Annotated in this window: 15 protein-coding genes; 8 read left to right on the plus strand and 7 right to left on the minus strand. The window is 74.0% G+C overall.

The genetic code is table 11. The features are described 5' to 3' along the window. Positions 1-44 precede the first annotated feature (44 nt). The 5 genes from ISP_RS26115 to ISP_RS26135 all read left to right on the plus strand — a co-directional run bounded on the left by ISP_RS26115 (position 45) and on the right by ISP_RS26135 (position 4,842). Positions 45-635 (plus strand): TetR/AcrR family transcriptional regulator, encoded by a 591-nt coding sequence (locus ISP_RS26115; protein ID WP_013226843.1) that lies wholly within the window; start codon positions 45-47, stop codon positions 633-635. Positions 636-693: 58 nt separating this feature from the next. Beyond that, on the plus strand, positions 694-1,479 hold the full coding sequence (locus tag ISP_RS26120) for an IclR family transcriptional regulator (protein ID WP_013226844.1): 786 nt from the start codon (positions 694-696) through the stop codon (positions 1,477-1,479). A gap of 95 nt (positions 1,480-1,574) precedes the next feature. Continuing rightward, a complete protein-coding gene (locus ISP_RS26125; RefSeq protein ID WP_013226845.1) occupies positions 1,575-3,386 on the plus strand; it encodes a glycosyl transferase in 1,812 nt (603 codons plus the stop codon). 18 nt (positions 3,387-3,404) lie between these two features. Further along, positions 3,405-4,244, plus strand: a complete 840-nt coding sequence (locus ISP_RS26130) for a DUF4397 domain-containing protein (protein ID WP_013226846.1) — start codon at positions 3,405-3,407, stop codon at positions 4,242-4,244. Further along, positions 4,234-4,842 (plus strand): class F sortase, encoded by a 609-nt coding sequence (locus ISP_RS26135; protein ID WP_013226847.1) that lies wholly within the window; start codon positions 4,234-4,236, stop codon positions 4,840-4,842. The genes ISP_RS26130 and ISP_RS26135 overlap by 11 nt, the downstream gene beginning before the upstream one ends. On the opposite strand, the gene ISP_RS26140 is transcribed toward ISP_RS26135, so the two are convergent. From ISP_RS26140 to ISP_RS26170, 7 genes are all read right to left on the minus strand, one after another. After that, positions 4,839-5,942 (minus strand): LLM class flavin-dependent oxidoreductase, encoded by a 1,104-nt coding sequence (locus ISP_RS26140; protein ID WP_013226848.1) that lies wholly within the window; start codon positions 5,940-5,942, stop codon positions 4,839-4,841. The genes ISP_RS26135 and ISP_RS26140 overlap by 4 nt on opposite strands. Then, positions 5,939-6,946: an ABC transporter substrate-binding protein gene (locus ISP_RS26145; protein ID WP_176742148.1), complete on the minus strand. Its 1,008-nt coding sequence runs from the start codon at positions 6,944-6,946 to the stop codon at positions 5,939-5,941. Before ISP_RS26145 ends, ISP_RS26140 begins: the two co-directional genes overlap by 4 nt. Beyond that, entirely contained in the window at positions 6,933-7,637 is a 705-nt protein-coding gene (locus tag ISP_RS26150) for an ABC transporter ATP-binding protein (protein ID WP_013226850.1), read from the minus strand. The genes ISP_RS26145 and ISP_RS26150 overlap by 14 nt, the downstream gene beginning before the upstream one ends. Then, positions 7,622-8,440 carry an ABC transporter permease gene (locus ISP_RS26155; protein WP_013226851.1) on the minus strand — a complete coding sequence of 273 codons (819 nt, stop codon included), beginning with the start codon at positions 8,438-8,440 and terminating at the stop codon, positions 7,622-7,624. Before ISP_RS26155 ends, ISP_RS26150 begins: the two co-directional genes overlap by 16 nt. A 125-nt stretch (positions 8,441-8,565) precedes the next feature. Continuing rightward, positions 8,566-9,276 (minus strand): MBL fold metallo-hydrolase, encoded by a 711-nt coding sequence (locus ISP_RS26160; protein WP_013226852.1) that lies wholly within the window; start codon positions 9,274-9,276, stop codon positions 8,566-8,568. A 9-nt stretch (positions 9,277-9,285) separates the two neighbouring features. Further along, complete coding sequence (srmL, locus tag ISP_RS26165) at positions 9,286-10,347, minus strand: PheS-related mystery ligase SrmL (RefSeq protein WP_230468349.1); 1,062 nt, start codon at positions 10,345-10,347, stop codon at positions 9,286-9,288. 85 nt (positions 10,348-10,432) lie between these two features. Next, positions 10,433-10,945, minus strand: a complete 513-nt coding sequence (locus ISP_RS26170; RefSeq protein WP_034284641.1) for a DinB family protein — start codon at positions 10,943-10,945, stop codon at positions 10,433-10,435. A gap of 44 nt (positions 10,946-10,989) precedes the next feature. Here ISP_RS26170 and ISP_RS26175 point away from each other — a divergent pair, with 44 nt between their 5' ends. From ISP_RS26175 to ISP_RS26185, 3 genes are read left to right on the plus strand one after another with little or no spacing between them, the layout of a single operon-like run. Continuing rightward, entirely contained in the window at positions 10,990-11,850 is an 861-nt protein-coding gene (locus tag ISP_RS26175; RefSeq protein WP_014467192.1) for a DMT family protein, read from the plus strand. Positions 11,851-11,903: 53 nt separating this feature from the next. Next, positions 11,904-13,574, plus strand: a complete 1,671-nt coding sequence (locus tag ISP_RS26180) for an ABC transporter ATP-binding protein (protein ID WP_013226856.1) — start codon at positions 11,904-11,906, stop codon at positions 13,572-13,574. After that, positions 13,571-15,322, plus strand: a complete 1,752-nt coding sequence (locus ISP_RS26185; protein ID WP_013226857.1) for an ABC transporter ATP-binding protein — start codon at positions 13,571-13,573, stop codon at positions 15,320-15,322. Before ISP_RS26180 ends, ISP_RS26185 begins: the two co-directional genes overlap by 4 nt. Positions 15,323-15,592 lie beyond the last annotated feature (270 nt).

The following is a 15,592-nucleotide window of genomic DNA, read 5'->3' on the forward strand; positions in this document are numbered from 1 at the left end:
CAGGCTAGGATCTGACAACAGTTGTAGTCAACCGAGGAGCTGTGATGCCGGGCCGGACCTGGGCGGGCACGACGCTGGACGACCGGAAGGCGCTCCGGCGCGAGCAGCTGGTGGCCGCCGGCCTGGAGCTGCTGGGCACCGAAGGCTCGGCCGGGACGAGCGTCCGCGCGGTGTGCCGGCACGCGAAGCTGACCGAGCGGTACTTCTACGAGAGTTTCGCCGACCGCGAAGAGCTGGTCGCGGCGGTCTACGAACACGTCGGCGAGCAGGCGCGGCAGGCGCTCGTCGACGCGGTGCGGGACGCCCCCACTCCCGTGTCGCGGGCGGAGCACGCCGTGCGCGCGTTCGTCGAGCTGATCGTCGACGACCCCCGCAAGGGCCGGGTCCTGCTGCTCGCCCCGCTCACCGACCCCGCGCTGACCCGCCGCGGCCTGCACCTGCTGCCGGTGTTCGCCGCGCTGGTCGGCGAACAGCTCACCCACGGAGACGAGACCGAACGCCGGATGGTCGCCGTCGGGCTGGTCGGCGCGCTGACCAACGTCTTCGTCGCCTACCTCGACGGCTCGCTGAAGGTTTCGCGCGAGCGGCTCGTCGCGCACTGCGTGAAACTCGTCCTCGGCGCCGACGGCCACTGACGCACCTCCCTTGCCCGACCTGGTGACAGTCGCGCGGCGGATCGGGCAGACTCAACCCATGCGTACCGCTGGGCGGAACGACGGCGCGAGCGGCGACGGCCTCGTCGCGGCCCGGCTCGCCGCGCTCCTGGAAGCCTTCCGCCCGGGTGACGAGACCCTCGGCGTCTCCGAGCTGACCCGCCGGACCGGCCTGGCGAAGACGACCGTGCACCGGCTCGTCGGGCACCTGACCGAAACCGGCCTGCTCGAACGCGAGGGCGGCGCGGTGCGGCTCGGGCTGCGGCTGTTCGAAATCGGCCAACTGGCCTCGCCCCGCCGTGGCCTGGTCGAGGCGGCCCGGCCGTACCTGGCCGACCTGCGCGAGGCCACGCGCAACACCGTGCACCTCGCGATCCTCGAAGGCACCGAAGTCGTGTACCTCGACGTGCTGCGCGGGCCGGACGCACCGACGCTGCCCTCGCGCATCGGCGGCCGGTTCCCCGCGCACGCCACCGGTGTCGGCAAGGCGATCCTCGCGTTCTCGCCGGAACCGGTGGTGAACCAGGTGATCGAAGCCGGGCTGCCGCGGATGAGCGCGCGGACGATCACCGCACCCGGCCTGCTGCGCCGGCAGCTCACCCGCGTCCGCGAAGACGGAATCGCCTTGGAGCGCGAGGAATCCGGCGTCGGCGTGGTGTGCGCGGCCAGCCCCCTGCTCGACACGCGCGGTGTCGCCGTGGCGGCGGTGTCGATTTCCGGCTGGGCCAACCGGATGCGGACCGAACGGGTCGCCCCCGCCGTCCGAACGGTCGCACTGGCGCTGAGCCGGACCCTCACCGGCTCCGGCCCGCACAGTGGGAAATAATCTTGCCGGGCAACGCTTTTCCCGCGACTGGGCCGTCCGGCTGACGTGACCGTCCCGAGCTGGACGGGTGATCGGGAGGGGCTACGATCCGTCCAATGGCCCAGCACAGCCGGGAGACGACCGACCCGGGCCGCTCCCCCGCGACGCTTCCCGAACCGGCGGCCACCGGCTTCCCGGCCGCACACCGGTTGCTGTCGCTCGACATCGTGCTGGCGCTGCTGGCGCTGGCGGGCGGGCTGCGCGTGCTGTACCTCGCCGCGCCGGCGCCGGCCCTGCCCGCCGAGGCCGCGAACGTCGCCCACGCCTACGCGCTCGGGCACCTCACGCCGTTCACCGACGCCGGCGGCGCCGGGGTCAGCCCGTTCGGCTGGTGGCAGCTCACGGCGTACACGATGGTCTCCGACGCCTTCGGGCGCTCGGCCTCGGCGCTCGCGGCGGTCCGGGAAACCATGCTCGTCGCCGCGGTGCTCGGTGCCGTGCTGCTGTGGGTCCTGGCGCGCCGGCTCGGCCTGACGCGGTGGGCGTCGGCGGCCGCGGTGCTGCTGGTCGCGGCGTCGCCGCTGGCGCTCGGCCTGCAGCGGCTGGTCGTCGTCGAGCACCTGGCGGCCGTCTGGCTCCTCGGCGCGCTGGTGCTCATCACCCGCCCCGGCGCCCGGATCCGGCACGACGCCGCGGCCGCGGTCTGCCTGCTCGCGGCGGTGCTCACCTCCCCGCTGGCGCTGCTCTTCCTGCCCGCCGCCGGCTGGCTGCTGGTGCGGCGCGCGCCCGCCCGCGCGGCGCTGGTGGCGGTGCTGCTCAACCTCGGGCTCGGCATCGCGTTCGGCCCGGCGGCCGCCGCGCTCCGCCCGCACCTCGCGGCCGCGAGCCCGCCGTCGGTGGCCGATTGGGTCGCTCTCGACCCGGCGTGGGCCGTGCTCTCGACGGTCGCCTTGGTGGCCGCTCTGGCCGTCACCGCCCTGCGGCCGTTCGCGGTGTCCGGCCTGCTCCTCGTCGCGGCCCTGCTGGTGCCCGGCGTACCGGACACCGCCGTGCTCGCGCTGCTGCTGCCCCTCACCCCCCTGCTGTTCGCCGCGGTCGTCCAAGCCCTGGCGCGCCAACGCGTCCCGGTGCACCGGGGGAACCGCGCCCGCGGTCCCGGAACCGTGCTGGCCGCGGGTGTGCTCGTCGCCGTGGTCGCCACCGGCTGGGGCTACGGCTACCCCGCCCTGCGGCCGGCCGCCGAACGCGGCGGACCGCTCGTCGAAGCCCAGGACTGGTTGCGGGCCAACGCTTCCGGCGCGCGCGTGCTCGTCGACGACGGCGCGTGGGCCGAGTTCGCCAAGGCCGGCTGGCCGACCGGGCTGCTCGTCCCGGTCGCCGCGTGCGCGTCCGGCTGCCCGGCCGCCGACTGGTCCGTGTTCACCACCGGCGCGGACGACCTCCGGAGCCGCTATCCGGCCCTCGACACCGCGCTGGCCGACGCCGGCGTGACCGCGGTGTTCGGCCAGGTCACCGTCTCCCGCCTCGGCCTGCCCGCCGCCGACCGGGCCGCGCCGTCGGAGGAGTCCGCCCGCACCCACGCGGGTGCGGCGCTGGCGGCGTCGGCCCGGATCACCTGCACCCCGGACGCCGTCGCCGTGCTGCGCGCGGGCCGCGCCGACCCGCGGCTGATCGCGACGATCGCCGCGCTCGCGGCCCTGCAGCCGGTCGGCATCGCGGGGTTCCCCGCCGTCCCCGGCGAAGACCCGGCCGGGCAACCGCGCCGCCGGGTGCTCCTGACCGACGGCGAGGAAGGCGCGGCCGCGTTCTACGCCGGCCAGCGCGACCTGTTCCGGCCGTCCTCGGTCGCCCGCACCGCGGGCGGCGTGCTCGTCACGTACCCGCTGTTCGCACCTCCGGGACTGCTGGTCCCGTTCTCCTCCCCCTGACGGTGAAAGGCCCCTCCCATGCGCACCCTCCTCCTCAGACCCGGCGGGCTGGCCGCCGCAGCCCTCCTGTTCGTCGCGCTGACGCCGGTGACGGCCGAGGCGGCGACCGGCCCCGGCCCAGGCGTCGGCTGGATCCGGGTCGGCCACCTGTCGCCGAAGGTGCCGCCGGTGGACATCTATTTCGCGCCCTTCGGCCAGGCCGAGAAGGTCGTCATCCGCAAGGCAGGCTACGGCGCGGTCACGCCGTACTCGTCGCTCGGCCCCGGCAAGTACACGCTCTCGATGCGGCCCGCCGACGCCGCACCGGCCACCCCGCCCGCGCTGTCGGCGACGATCGAGGTCGCCGAACGCAACGCCTATTCGCTGCTGGTCTTCACGAACGGCCCGGGCGGCACGCTCAAGGGCGACCTGGTCACCGACGACCTCACCCCGCCGGCCGCGGGCAAGGGCCGCGTCCGGGTCGTCCAGGGGTCGGCGGCGATCGCGCCGGTCACCGTGGCGGGACCGCAGGGTGTCACCCTCGCGAAGGACGCGGCGTACGGCCAGACGTCGTCCTATGTGGACGTCCCGGAAGGACGGTGGCCGCTGCAGCTGAGCGGCGGCTCGGTCAAGTCGGCCGCCGACGTCGACGTCAAGGCCGGGTCGTCCACGACGGTGCTGGTCACCGAGAACGCCGGCGCGCTGAAGGCGAACCCGCTCTCCGACGGCGCGTCGCTGCCCGAACCGCCGAAGCTCGGCGTCGAGACCGGGGGCGGCGGCACCGCGCCCGGGTCCACCCCGCTGTGGCCGGTGGTCGCGGCGGCGGCCGGGCTGCTGGCCGCGCTCCTCGTGGGGCGCCGGGCGGCTCGTGCGCGCTGACGCCGGCGCGCTGCTCGTCGTGGCCGTGCTGGCCGCGGGCTGCTCGGCGGCCAGCACGGCCGGCACAGCCGCGCCGCCACCCGTCGTCCCGGCCTCGCCGGTGGCTCCGCCGTCCGCGAGCGGGCCGCAGCCGCTGCCCGCCGCGGCCGGCGTCCGCCCGCTGCGGCTGCGCATCCCCGCCATCGGCGTCGACGCGGCCGCGCTCGTCCCGCTCGGGCTGGGCGCCGCCCACCAGCTGGAAGCGCCCTTGCGGTTCGAGGACGTCGGCTGGTACGCGGCCGGCCCGGTGCCGGGCGACCCGGGCCCGGCGGTGATCGCCGCGCACGTCGACTCCCGGTCCGGGCCGGCGCCGTTCTTCCGGCTGCGCGACCTGCACGAGGGCGACCAGGTGTTCGTCGCGCGCTCCGACGGGCAGGAGACCCGGTTCGTCGTGGACGCCGTCCAGCGCTACCCGAAGGACGCGTTCCCGACGGACGCCGTCTACGGGCCCGCGCCGGGCAGCGCGCTGCGGCTCATCACCTGCGGCGGCAGCTTCGACGCGGCGAAACGCTCCTACCGCGACAACATTGTGGTCTACGCCTCGACGCGCTGGGACTAGTACTCCTCGAGCAGGCCGCGCCGGGCCAGCTCCGGCCGGACGCCGTCGCCGAACCAGTACGCCTCCTCCAGGTGCGGGTAGCCCGACAGCACGAACTCGCTCACGCCGACGCTGTGGTACTCCTCGATCAGGTCCGCGACCTCCTCGTGGCTGCCGACCAGCGCGGTCCCCGCACCACCGCGGACGAGACCGACACCCGCCCACAGGTTGGGGTGGATCTCCAGCCCGCGGACCCCGCCGTCGTGCTTCCCGCGGTGCAGCGCGACCATCCGCTGCTGGCCGACCGACTCGCTGGCGGCCAGCTGCGCCTGCGCCTTCGCGACCTGGTCCGGGCTCAGCGCGTCGAGCAGCTTCTGCGCCTCCGCCCAGGCTTCGGCCGAAGTGTCGCGCGAGATCGTGTGCAGCCGGACGCCGAACCGGATCGGCCGGTCCCCGGCCAGTTCACGCACCTTGCCGATCTTTTCGGCGACCTGCGCGGGCGGCTCGCCCCAGGTCAGGTAGACGTCGGCGTGCCGGGCCGCGACCGGCAGCGCGGCCGGTGACGAGCCGCCGAAGTAGATCGGCGGCACCGGGTCCGGCGCGGCCAGCGTGGTCGCGCCTTCGACCTGCAGGTGCTCACCCTCGAAGCTGAACGGCTCGCCGGACCACACCCCGCGCACGATGGTCAGGAACTCGTCGGTTCGGGCGTACCGGGCGTCGTGGTCGTGCCAGTCGCCGAAGCGGCGCTGCTCCACCGCGTCGCCACCGGTGACGATGTTGAGCAGCACCCGGCCGCCGGACAGGCGCTGGAAGGTCCCCGCCATCTGCGCGGCCAGGGTCGGTGAGATGACGCCCGGGCGGAACGCGACCAGGAACTTCAGCCGGGTCGTCTCGCGGATCAGCGCGGCCGTGGTGAGCCAGGCGTCCTCGCACCACGTGCCGGTCGGCGTCAGGACGCCCTCGAAGCCCTGCCGCTCGGCGGCGCGGGCGACCTGGGCCAGGTAGTCCAGGTCCGGGTCGCGCTGGGCGGCGGGGCCCGCGGCCCGGTTGGCGTGGAAGCGTTCCACGATCGTGCGGCCGTCACCGCTGGTGGGCAGGAACCAGTGCAGCCTGATGCTCATCCGTTGCTCCTCGCCTGGTCCAGGTCGGGACCGTACCGCCGGTCGACGAAGGCGGCGAAGTCCACCTTGCCCGGCAAAGTCTTCTCGTCGGTGAAGGCGTCCGCGAGCTGCTGCTCGGAGGCCACCACGGCGTCGTCCAGCACGATCGGCAGGTCGCGGCCCGCTTCGACGGCCTTCCGCGCGACCTCGAGCTTCAGCCCGGTCTCCGCGGCCCACGCCTGCGCCCACTCTTCGCGGTGCGTGTCGGCCCACTTCTGCGCCTTGACCACGCGGACCGCGAAGTCGCGCAGGGCGGAGTTCTTGCCGGGGTCGCCGAGTGCGGCCGTGCTCGCGGTCAGGAAGCCCAGGCCGTTGGATGCGCCGCGGCCGTCGGCCAGCACCCGCGCGTGGGCCTCGATCTGCGCCTGCGCGGTGTAGGGGTCCCAGATCGCCCAGGCGTCGATCGTGTGCTGGGTGAACGCGGCGTACGCCTCGGCCGGCTGCAGGAAGGTCAGCTTCCCGTCCTTGGTGGACAAGCCGTTGCGGTGCAGCGTGTTCAGCAGCTGCCCGTGCGCGGAGGAGCCCTTGGCGACGCCGATCGTCTTGCCCTTCAGCGAAGCGGCGTCCTGCAGCGGCGAATCCGGCGGCACGAGCACGGCTTCCCGCTCGACGTTGCTGCGCGACACGCTGATCACCTTGATCTTCGCCTTCGCGGCGGCCGCGAAGATCGGCGGCGTGTTGCCGACGCGCCCGGTGTCGATGGCGCCGGCCGAGGCGGCTTCCAGCAGGGGCGGACCCGAGGTGAACGTCGCCCATTCGATCTTGTACGGCGTCCCCTGCAGGAGGTTCGCCGCGGTGAGCAGGGACTTCACGCCGCCCTTCTGGTCGCCCACCTTGAGCGTCACCTTCGCCAGGTCGGCCGCGCTCACCGCGGTCGGCACCGGTGCTTCACCGCCGGTCGCCGTGCCGCACGAGGACACCGCGAGAGCCGCCGCAACGGCCAATATTCCCTTACGCCACAGCATCTTCGGTCACTCCCAGGTCGGCCAGCACGCGGCGGCGGAGGTCGTCGTGGCCGGCGGTTTCGCGCGGCCGGTGTGCGGCCACGATCCGGCCGCCGTCGAGCACCAGGACGCGGTCGGCGAGCCGCAGGGCCTCGTCGACGTCGTGGGTCACCAGCAGCACGCCCGGCCGGTGCCGCCGCCAGAGGTCCTGGACCAGGCCGTGCATGGAGATCCGGGTGAGCGCGTCCAGGGCACCGAACGGCTCGTCGAGCAGCAGCAGGCCGGGTTCGCGCACCAGCGCGCGGGCCAGCGACACGCGCTGGGCCTCGCCGCCGGACAGCGTGAGCGGCCAGTCGTCGGCGTGCTCGGCCAGGTGCACTTCGGCCAAGGCCTTCTCGGCCAGTGCCCGGTTGCGGGACTTCGCGACGCCATCCTGACGCAGGCCGAGGACGACGTTGCGCCAGACCTTCCGCCACGGCAGCAGTCTCGGCTGCTGGAACGCGACCGAGACGGTCCCGGTGACTTCCACGCTGCCTTCGACGGCACCGTCGAGGCCGGCGAGGACCCGCAGGAGCGTCGACTTGCCGGACCCGCTGCGGCCGAGCAGGGCGACGAACTCACCGCGCTCGACGGTCAGGTCGAGTCCACTGAGGACGGTCCGCTCGCCGAACCGCTTGGTGAGGCCGCGGACCTCGGCTACCGGGTTCGCCACCGCAGCACCTTCCGTTCGAGCAGCCGGACCAGCGCGTCGGTGACCAGGCCGAGCAGGGCGTACAGGACCAGCCCGACGACCACGACGTCGGTGCGCAGGAATTCCCGCGCGTTGTTGATGAGGTAGCCGACCCCGGCGTCGGCGTTGACCGTCTCGCCGACGATCAACGCGAGCCAGGCGAGGCCGAGCGACTGCCGCAGCCCGACGAGCGCCTGCGGCAGCGCGCCGGGCACGACGACGTGCCAGAGCCGTTCCGCGCGGCTGAACCCGAGCGACCGCGAGGCTTCGACGAGGGCCGGGTCGGCGCCGCGGATTCCCGAGTGGACGTTGAGGTAGAGCGGGAAGGCCACGCCGAGGGCGACCAGCACGATCTTCGTCTCTTCGCCGATGCCGAACCACAGGATGAACAGCGGGATCAGGCCGAGGAACGGCAGCGTGCGCAGCATCTGCACCGGCGGGTCGACCAGGGCTTCGCCCCAGCGCGACAGCCCGGAGACGATGCCGAGCAGGACACCGGCGACCGCGCCGAGCGCGAAGCCGGCGCCGACCCGGCCGAGCGAAACGGCGAAGGCGTCCCCGAGTTCGCCGCTGCGCGCGGCTTCGAGGCCGGCCTGCACGACCGTCCACGGTGCACTGAGCTTGTCGGGCGGCAGGACGCCGGTGGCGCTGACGAGCTGCCAGGCGGCGAGGAGCACCACCGGGCTGATCCAGCGCCGGAGATCGGGCCGCCGCACGGCGGTGCGCGGCGGCTCGGCGGCGCGTTTCCGGGCGCGCGTGAGCACGCCCGTGGTGGAAATCGACACGGATTTCTCCCGGGGACGGGGATGTTCGGGATGGCGTGATCCCGACCTTCCGGTCCCCGGGAAGCGAAGTCAATCGGCGCCCACTCCGTGAACACCCCGTGTTTCACCCCGTGGACGCACTTGTTTCAGCCGCCGAACATGACCTTCCATTCGTCGAGCGACCGCGGCCGGTAGACGAAGTTGGTGCGCTTGACCTCCGAGAGCGCGGCGGACGGCTCGGCCGAGTACTGGTGCCCGGGGTGGACGACCGGATCGCCCGGCAAGCCGGCGAGCGCCTGCAGGCTGCGGTAGATCTCTTCGGCGTCACCGCCCGGGAAGTCGGTGCGGCCACAGCCTTCCAGGAAGAGCGTGTCACCGGAGACGAGCTTGTCCTCGACCAGGAAGCACTGGCTGCCCGGCGTGTGCCCTGGCGTGTGCAGCAGCCGGATGGGAATGGCGCCGACCTCGAGGACGTCGTCGTGGTCGTGCGCGCGCAGGTCGGTGCCGGACACGCCGGTGACCCGCCGGACCCACTCGGTCTCGGCGCCGTTGACGTGGATCGGCACCTGCTCGATCGCGAGCAGCTCGGCGATCCCGGGCAGGGAGAAGCCGAGCATCTCGCCGCCGACGTGGTCGGGGTGGTGGTGGGTGGCCAGCACACCGGTGAGCCGCATCCCGTCCTGCGCCAGGACGTCGAGCAGGTCCCGCACCGCGTAGGCCGGGTCGACGATGACGGCGTCCCCGGTTTCGCGGTCCCCGATCAGGTAGGCGAAGTTCGCCATCTGCGTCGCGACGGGGTCGCCGACGGCGAAGTCACGCCCGGCGAGCAGCTGCCGGAAGTAGAGCCGATCTGCCATGGGCCCACCCTACGGGGTGGTCCACTCGTGGGCGCTTCCCTGGTGGAGCGCCGCGTAGGCCCGGTCTCTCAGGACGTTCGCCTCGGCGTCGGACAGCGTCCGGTCCAGGGGTCTGAGCACCAGCCGGACCAGGAGGTTCTTCTGGTCCGGGCGGACGCCCAGCCGGGCTCGTGCCTGCGGTGGGAGCCCGGCGTACGGCGTTTCCTGCCGGATCTCGACCGCCTCGACGACGCCGGCGTCTTCGCCGAGGGCGTCGCGGACGCGGTCGCCGAGGTCCTCGGCCCGGTCGTGGGCGTCGACGGCGATCGAGAGGTCACGGCGTACCGGCGGCAGGGCGGAGACCGGGCGGTAGGGCGCGAGGTCGGTCATCTGGGCGGCGACCGCCGGGGCGGCTTCGCGCAGCAGCCGGATGTCCGGGATGCCCTTGCGCAGCATCAGCATCCGGTCGAGGCCCAGGCCGAGGGCGAGCCCGGACCAGGTTCCGTCCAGTCCGGCCCGGGCGAGGACGGCGGGGTGGGCCCGGCCGCATTCGGCGACCTCCACCCACGCACCCTCGGGTCCGACGTCCAGCTGCGCACCGTCCACTGTGTACGGATGTCGCCGCGGTTCGAGTCTCACGTCGCGGTCCGGGACGAGGGCGCCGGCCATCTCCTCGAGATCGGCGCGGGTGGTGGGGCCGCGGGTGATCCGCCACAGGTCGAGCTGGTAGGGCGTGCCGCTGTGCAGCCGGTCGATGCTGTCCCGGCGGTAGACGATGCCCGCGCAGACGAGCAGGACGTCTTCGGCGGGCTTCGCGGCCAGCGCCCGCAGTGCAGCGCAGCGCAGCGCAGCGCAGCGAGGATCATCGCGGTGGAGTGGCTGCGGCCAGGCTAGCCAGCCGGGCCAGGCTAGCCGAATCGGCCCGAGGCACCCCAGGCCAAGCCAACCGGGCCAGCCCAGCCGGGCCGAGCAGAACCCGCCCGAGCCGAGACACCCCAGGCCAAGCCAGCGAGCCAGGCCGAGCTGAGGCCGGCCATGCCAGGGCTGAGCTGAGCTGGGCAGGCCAGGCCAGGCCAGGCCAGGCCGAGCCAAGGCTGGTCAGGCAAGCCGGCAACCGGCAACCCGCACCGAGACCCGGACCACCGTCTCGTCCCCCCACCGCCTACTCACCTCCGCGTCACTCACCCACCTCCCCGTCCGCCAGCTCGCGCAGCACGTCCAGATGCCCGACGTGCCGCGCCGTCTCCTGCACCACGTGCGCCAGCACCCACCGCACGGTGAACTCCGATCGCCGCCGCGTGCGGTCGTCCGGGCTCAGTCCGCGCAGCGCCTTCTCCACCCGGCCCCACTCCGCCTTGTACGCCGCCACCACCGACGCCGGCGTGTCGTCCGGTCCGACGTCCCAGCTCGGGTCCGGGCTGCCCGCCCACAGTGACGGCAGGTCCGCCCCGCCGGCCTCGATCGACAGCCACCAGCGCTCCACCGCCGTCAGGTGCTTCACCACGCCCAGTGCGCTCATTCGCGGCGATGCCGGCAGCGGCGTCGCCGTGGCCTGCGGCAACGTCAGCCCCGCCAGCTTGTTCACCGCCGTCGCGCGCAGGAACTGCAGGAAGTCCAGCAACAGGCGCAGCTCGTCGGACGCCACCGGAGCGGGCCAGTGGCGATACGTCTTCGAACTTGTGTTCGACATGGCCGCACCGTACCCCAGCGGACCGACAAAATAGAGTGACCGGCATGTGGTGGGGACTGCTCTGCGCTCTGGGCGCGGCATGCGCGTACGGCGTGGCTTCGGTGATGCAGTCGGTCGCCGCACGGGCCACGGACACCGGGGCCGACGGGGTCGACCCGAAACTGCTGGTCCGGGTGCTCGGCCAGGGGAAGTTCGTGCTCGGGCTGTCCCTGGACGTCCTCGGGTTCGTCGCGCAGATCGTGGCCCTCCACGTCCTGCCGTTGTTCGTGGTGCAGGCCGCGCTCGCCGCCAGCCTCGCCGTGACCGCCGTCGCCGCGCGGTTCCTCGGCGTGCGGCTCGGCCGCCGCGAATGGGCCGCCGTCGGCGTCGTGTGCGCCGGGCTCGCCCTGCTCGGCACCGCCGCCGAAAGCGAGGGCTCCGACCCGGTCGGGCTCGGCTTCCGGCTCGTCCTCATCGCCGCGGTCGCCGTCCTCGGCTTGGCCGGGATCGTCGCGGGCAAGGCGAACCGCCGGATCCGGACGCCGGCGCTCGGGCTCGTCGCCGGGCTGTGCTTCGGCGTCGTCGCCATCGCCGGCCGGATCATCCCCAGCCTCGCGCCGCTCGACCTGCTCACCGACCCCGCGACCTACACCGTCGCGGTCGCCGGCGGGTTGGCGATGCTGTTCTACGCGACGGCGTTGCAGCGCGGGAGCGTCACCACCTCGACCGCGATGATGGTGCTCGGCGAGACGATCTTCCCGTCACTGGTCGGCGTGCTGGCGCTCGGCGACCGCACCCGGCCGGGCTTCGCGTTCGTCGCCGTCGCCGGGTTCACGCTCGCCGTGGTGGCCGCGCTCGCGTTGGCCCGGTTCGGCGAGCCGGCGACCGAACCGCGGAATGAGACGAAGCCGACCGTGCTCCCGTAACTTGTTTACTTAGACTAGCCTTACCTATCCCAGCTCTGGACAGGGAGGCGCGGGTGCGCACGACGGGACGGCAGGTCCTCCGCCGGTCGATCGCCGGGCAACGACGATCGGTGGCGCTCGCGGCGCTCCTGACCGCGGGCCACCAAGGCGGCGAAGCACTGGTCCCGGTGGTGATCGGCGTGGTCATCGACCAGGCCGTCGCGGGCGGCTCGGTGGGCACACTCCTGTTCTGGCTGGCGGTGTTGGGCGTGCTTTTCGCCGCGCTGTCAACCAGCTACCGCCTCGGTGCCCGCTTCGGCGAGCGCGCCGCCGAACGCGCGGCCCACGACCTGCGCCTCGACGTCGGACGCCGGGTGCTGCACCCCGGCGGCGTGGCCGGCTCCGGCACCCTCGCCGGCGAGCTGGTGAGCATCGGGACCTCGGACGCCCAACGCGTCGGCACCGTCAACGGTGTCCTGCCCTTCGGCGTCGCCGGCCTGGCCGGGCTGCTGGTCAGCGCCGTTGCCCTGCTCACCATGTCGCTGCCGCTCGGCCTGCTCGTGCTGCTCGGCACGCCGCCGATGCTGTACCTGGCGCACCTGATCGGGAAGCCCCTCGAGCGCCGCAGCGAGGCCGAGCAGGAGCGGTCGGCGGTCGCCTCCGGCGTCGCCACGGACCTCGTCGCCGGGCTGCGCGTGCTCAAGGGCGTCGGCGCCGAACGCGCCGCCGTCGACCGCTACCGGCGGACCAGCCAGGACTCGCTGCGAGCGACCCTGCGCGCCGCCCGCGCCCAGGCCTGGCACAACGGCGCACTGCTGGCGCTCACCGGGATCTTCATCGCCGTCGTCGCCTTCGTCGGCGGCAACCTCGCCGCGGCGGGCGACATCACCGTCGGCGACCTGGTCGCCGCGGTCGGGCTCGCGCAGTACCTGATCACGCCGTTCAGCATCTTTTCGTGGGTCAACGGCGAGCTGGCGCAGGGCCGGGCGTCGGCCGCGCGGATCGCCGAGGTGCTGAACGCGGCCCACGCCGTCGGAGCCGGGGACGCGGTGCTGCCGGTACCGGCGGCCGGGCACGTCAAGCTGTCCGCGCTGAACCGCGGCGCCCTGCGTGACGTCGGTTTCGAGGCGCGCCCGGGTGAGCTGCTGGGTGTGGTGGCCACCGACCCGGCCGCCGCGACCGACCTCCTGGACTGCCTGGGCCGCGCCGCCGATCCGGTGGGCGGTTCGGTGTCGGTCGACTCGGTCGATCTGTCCACAGTGGATCCCGGCCGGGTCCGCGAAGTGGTGCTGGTCGCCGCGCACGACGCGGACCTGTTCGCCGGGACGCTCGCCGAGAACGTGGCCACCGGGCCGAAGACCGCCGAAGCGATGACCGCGGCCGCCGTCGACGAGGTGGCGAGCGCGCTGCCCGACGGCGTCGCGACCGCCGTCACCGAACGCGGGCGGTCGCTCTCGGGCGGGCAGCGCCAGCGGGTCGCACTCGCCCGGGCGCTCGCCGCCGACGCGCCGGTGCTGGTGCTGCACGACCCGACGACCGCGGTCGACACGGTCACCGAGGCGCGGATCGCCGCCGGGCTCGCCGAACTGCGGCGCGGCCGCACCACGATCCTCGTGACGACCAGCCCGGCGCTGCTGGCCGCCACCGACCGCGTCGTCCTGCTCGACGACGGGCGCGTCGCGGGCGAAGGCAGTCACGCCGAACTGGCCGGCCGTCCCGACTACCGAGCGGCGGTGCTGTCATGACCCGCGAACTGCTCCCCGTGGCCGACAGCCGCCGGATCCGCGCCGTCCTCGGCGAACTCGCCGGCCGGGCGAAAGGCCGGGCCGCGGCCGCGTTCGGCATGCTCGTGGCGGCCACCACGATCGGCCTGCTGACCGCGCCCCTGCTCGGCCGGGTCGTCGACCTGGTCGCCACGCGGCGGCCGGCCGCGGAGCTGGTCACGCCGATCGTGGGGCTGGTGCTCGTCGCGGTGGCGCAGGCGGTGGCGACCGCGCTCGGCGTGTCGCTGGTGGCGCGGCTGGGCGAAACGATCCTGGCCGAGCTGCGCGAACGCTTCGTCGAACGCGCGCTCGGCCTGCCGCTCGAACAACTCGAGCGCGCCGGTTCCGGTGACCTCACCGCCCGCGTGACGAACGACGTGTCGGTGGTCGCCGAGGGTGTCCGGCAGGCGCTGCCCGAGCTGGGGCGATCGGTGCTGACGGTCGTCCTGACGCTCGGGGCGCTGGCCGTGCTCGACTGGCGGTTCCTGCTGGCCGCGCTGCTGGCCGTGCCGATCCAGCTGTGGACCGTGCGCTGGTACGTGCCGCGCGCGAAGCCGTTGTACGCGGCCCAGCGCGAGGCGGTCGGGGCGCAACAGCAGCAGCTGCTGGACACCATCGGCGGCGCGAAGACGGTCCGGGCGTTCCGGCTGGCGGACACCCACCTCGAGCGCGTGCGGGACCGGTCCGACGCGGCCGTCTCACTGGCGTTGCGGGGAATCCGGCTGGTGACGCGGTTCTACGCGCGGCTCAACCTGGCGGAGTTCGTCGGGCTGTCGGCGGTGCTGGCGCTCGGGTTCCTGCTGGTGGGCGCGGACGCGGTGACGGTCGGGGTCGCGACGGCGGCGGCGCTGTACTTCCACAGCCTGTTCGGGCCGATCACGACGGCCCTGGCGCTGGTCGACGACGCCCAGGCGGCCGCGGCCGGCCTCGCGCGGCTGATCGGCGTCGCCGACCAGCCGGCCGAGCCGTCGCCCGCGCAGCCGTCACGGCCGGTGGACGCGTCGGTGAAGACGGCGGGGATCGGTTACTCCTATGTGGACGGTCATCCGGTGCTGCGGGACGTCGACCTCGGTGTCGCACCCGGCGAACGGGTGGCGCTGGTCGGCGCGAGCGGAGCCGGGAAGACGACGCTGGCCAAGCTGATCGCCGGCATCCACGCCCCCGACGAGGGGTCGGTCACGCTCGGCGGCGTGTCGCTGGACGAGCTGGGGCCGGAGGCCACGCGCCGGACGGTGGGGCTGATCAGCCAGGAGGTCCACGTCTTCGCGGGCCCGCTGGCCGAGGACTTGCGGCTGGCGCGGCCGTCGGCGACCGAGGCCGAGTTGCGGGCCGCGCTCGCGAAGGTGGGCGCGTTGACCTGGGTTTCGTCCCTCCCCGACGGGTTGGCCACCGTGGTCGGCGAAGGCGGCCACCAGCTGACGGTGACGCAGGCGCAGCAGCTGGCCCTGGCCCGGCTGGTGCTGGCCGACCCGCCCATCGCGATCCTCGACGAGGCCACGGCGGAGGCGGGCAGCGCGGGATCACGCGTCCTGGAGTCGGCGGCCGCGGCGGCGTTGGAGGGCCGCACGGCGCTGGTGGTGGCCCACCGCCTGACCCAGGCGGCGGCGTCCGACCGGATCGTGGTCCTCGACGCGGGAGCGGTGGTGGAGTCGGGAACCCACGAAGACCTGGTCGCCGCGGGCGGTCAGTACGCGAAGCTGTGGGAAGCCTGGTCCGGCCAGCGCGCCTGACGCCGTGTCGTCCCGCCAATCACGCGAGTCGACCCTCCAGACACGCGTGTCGTCCGTCCAGACACGCGTGTCGTCCGTCCAGACACGCGTGTCGTCCGTTCCAGTACACGGAAGTCGCGTGATCGAAGGCGGAGCTCGCGTGCCTGGAGGGTCGGGTTGCGTACTCAGGCGGTCGGATTGCGTGCCTGAAGGGACGACTCGCGTGCCCAGACGGACGACACGCGTGCCTGGAAAGACGACACGCCGGAAGTCGTTGGGCTTCCGGCGTGT

It is taken from the genome of Amycolatopsis mediterranei (assembly GCF_026017845.1).
Classification (GTDB): Bacteria; Actinomycetota; Actinomycetes; order Mycobacteriales; family Pseudonocardiaceae; genus Amycolatopsis; species Amycolatopsis mediterranei.

Coding starts and splice junctions, on each gene's coding strand:
- ISP_RS26170 (WP_034284641.1), bottom strand. CDS start 10,945: ATGTCGAACACAAGTTCGAAGACGTATCGCCACTGGCCCGCTCCGGTG.
- ISP_RS26120 (WP_013226844.1), top strand. CDS start 694: ATGCGTACCGCTGGGCGGAACGACGGCGCGAGCGGCGACGGCCTCGTC.
- ISP_RS26140 (WP_013226848.1), bottom strand. CDS start 5,942: ATGAGCATCAGGCTGCACTGGTTCCTGCCCACCAGCGGTGACGGCCGC.
- ISP_RS26130 (WP_013226846.1), top strand. CDS start 3,405: ATGCGCACCCTCCTCCTCAGACCCGGCGGGCTGGCCGCCGCAGCCCTC.
- ISP_RS26175 (WP_014467192.1), top strand. CDS start 10,990: ATGTGGTGGGGACTGCTCTGCGCTCTGGGCGCGGCATGCGCGTACGGC.
- ISP_RS26160 (WP_013226852.1), bottom strand. CDS start 9,276: ATGGCAGATCGGCTCTACTTCCGGCAGCTGCTCGCCGGGCGTGACTTC.
- ISP_RS26185 (WP_013226857.1), top strand. CDS start 13,571: ATGACCCGCGAACTGCTCCCCGTGGCCGACAGCCGCCGGATCCGCGCC.
- ISP_RS26125 (WP_013226845.1), top strand. CDS start 1,575: ATGGCCCAGCACAGCCGGGAGACGACCGACCCGGGCCGCTCCCCCGCG.
- ISP_RS26115 (WP_013226843.1), top strand. CDS start 45: ATGCCGGGCCGGACCTGGGCGGGCACGACGCTGGACGACCGGAAGGCG.
- ISP_RS26145 (WP_176742148.1), bottom strand. CDS start 6,946: ATGCTGTGGCGTAAGGGAATATTGGCCGTTGCGGCGGCTCTCGCGGTG.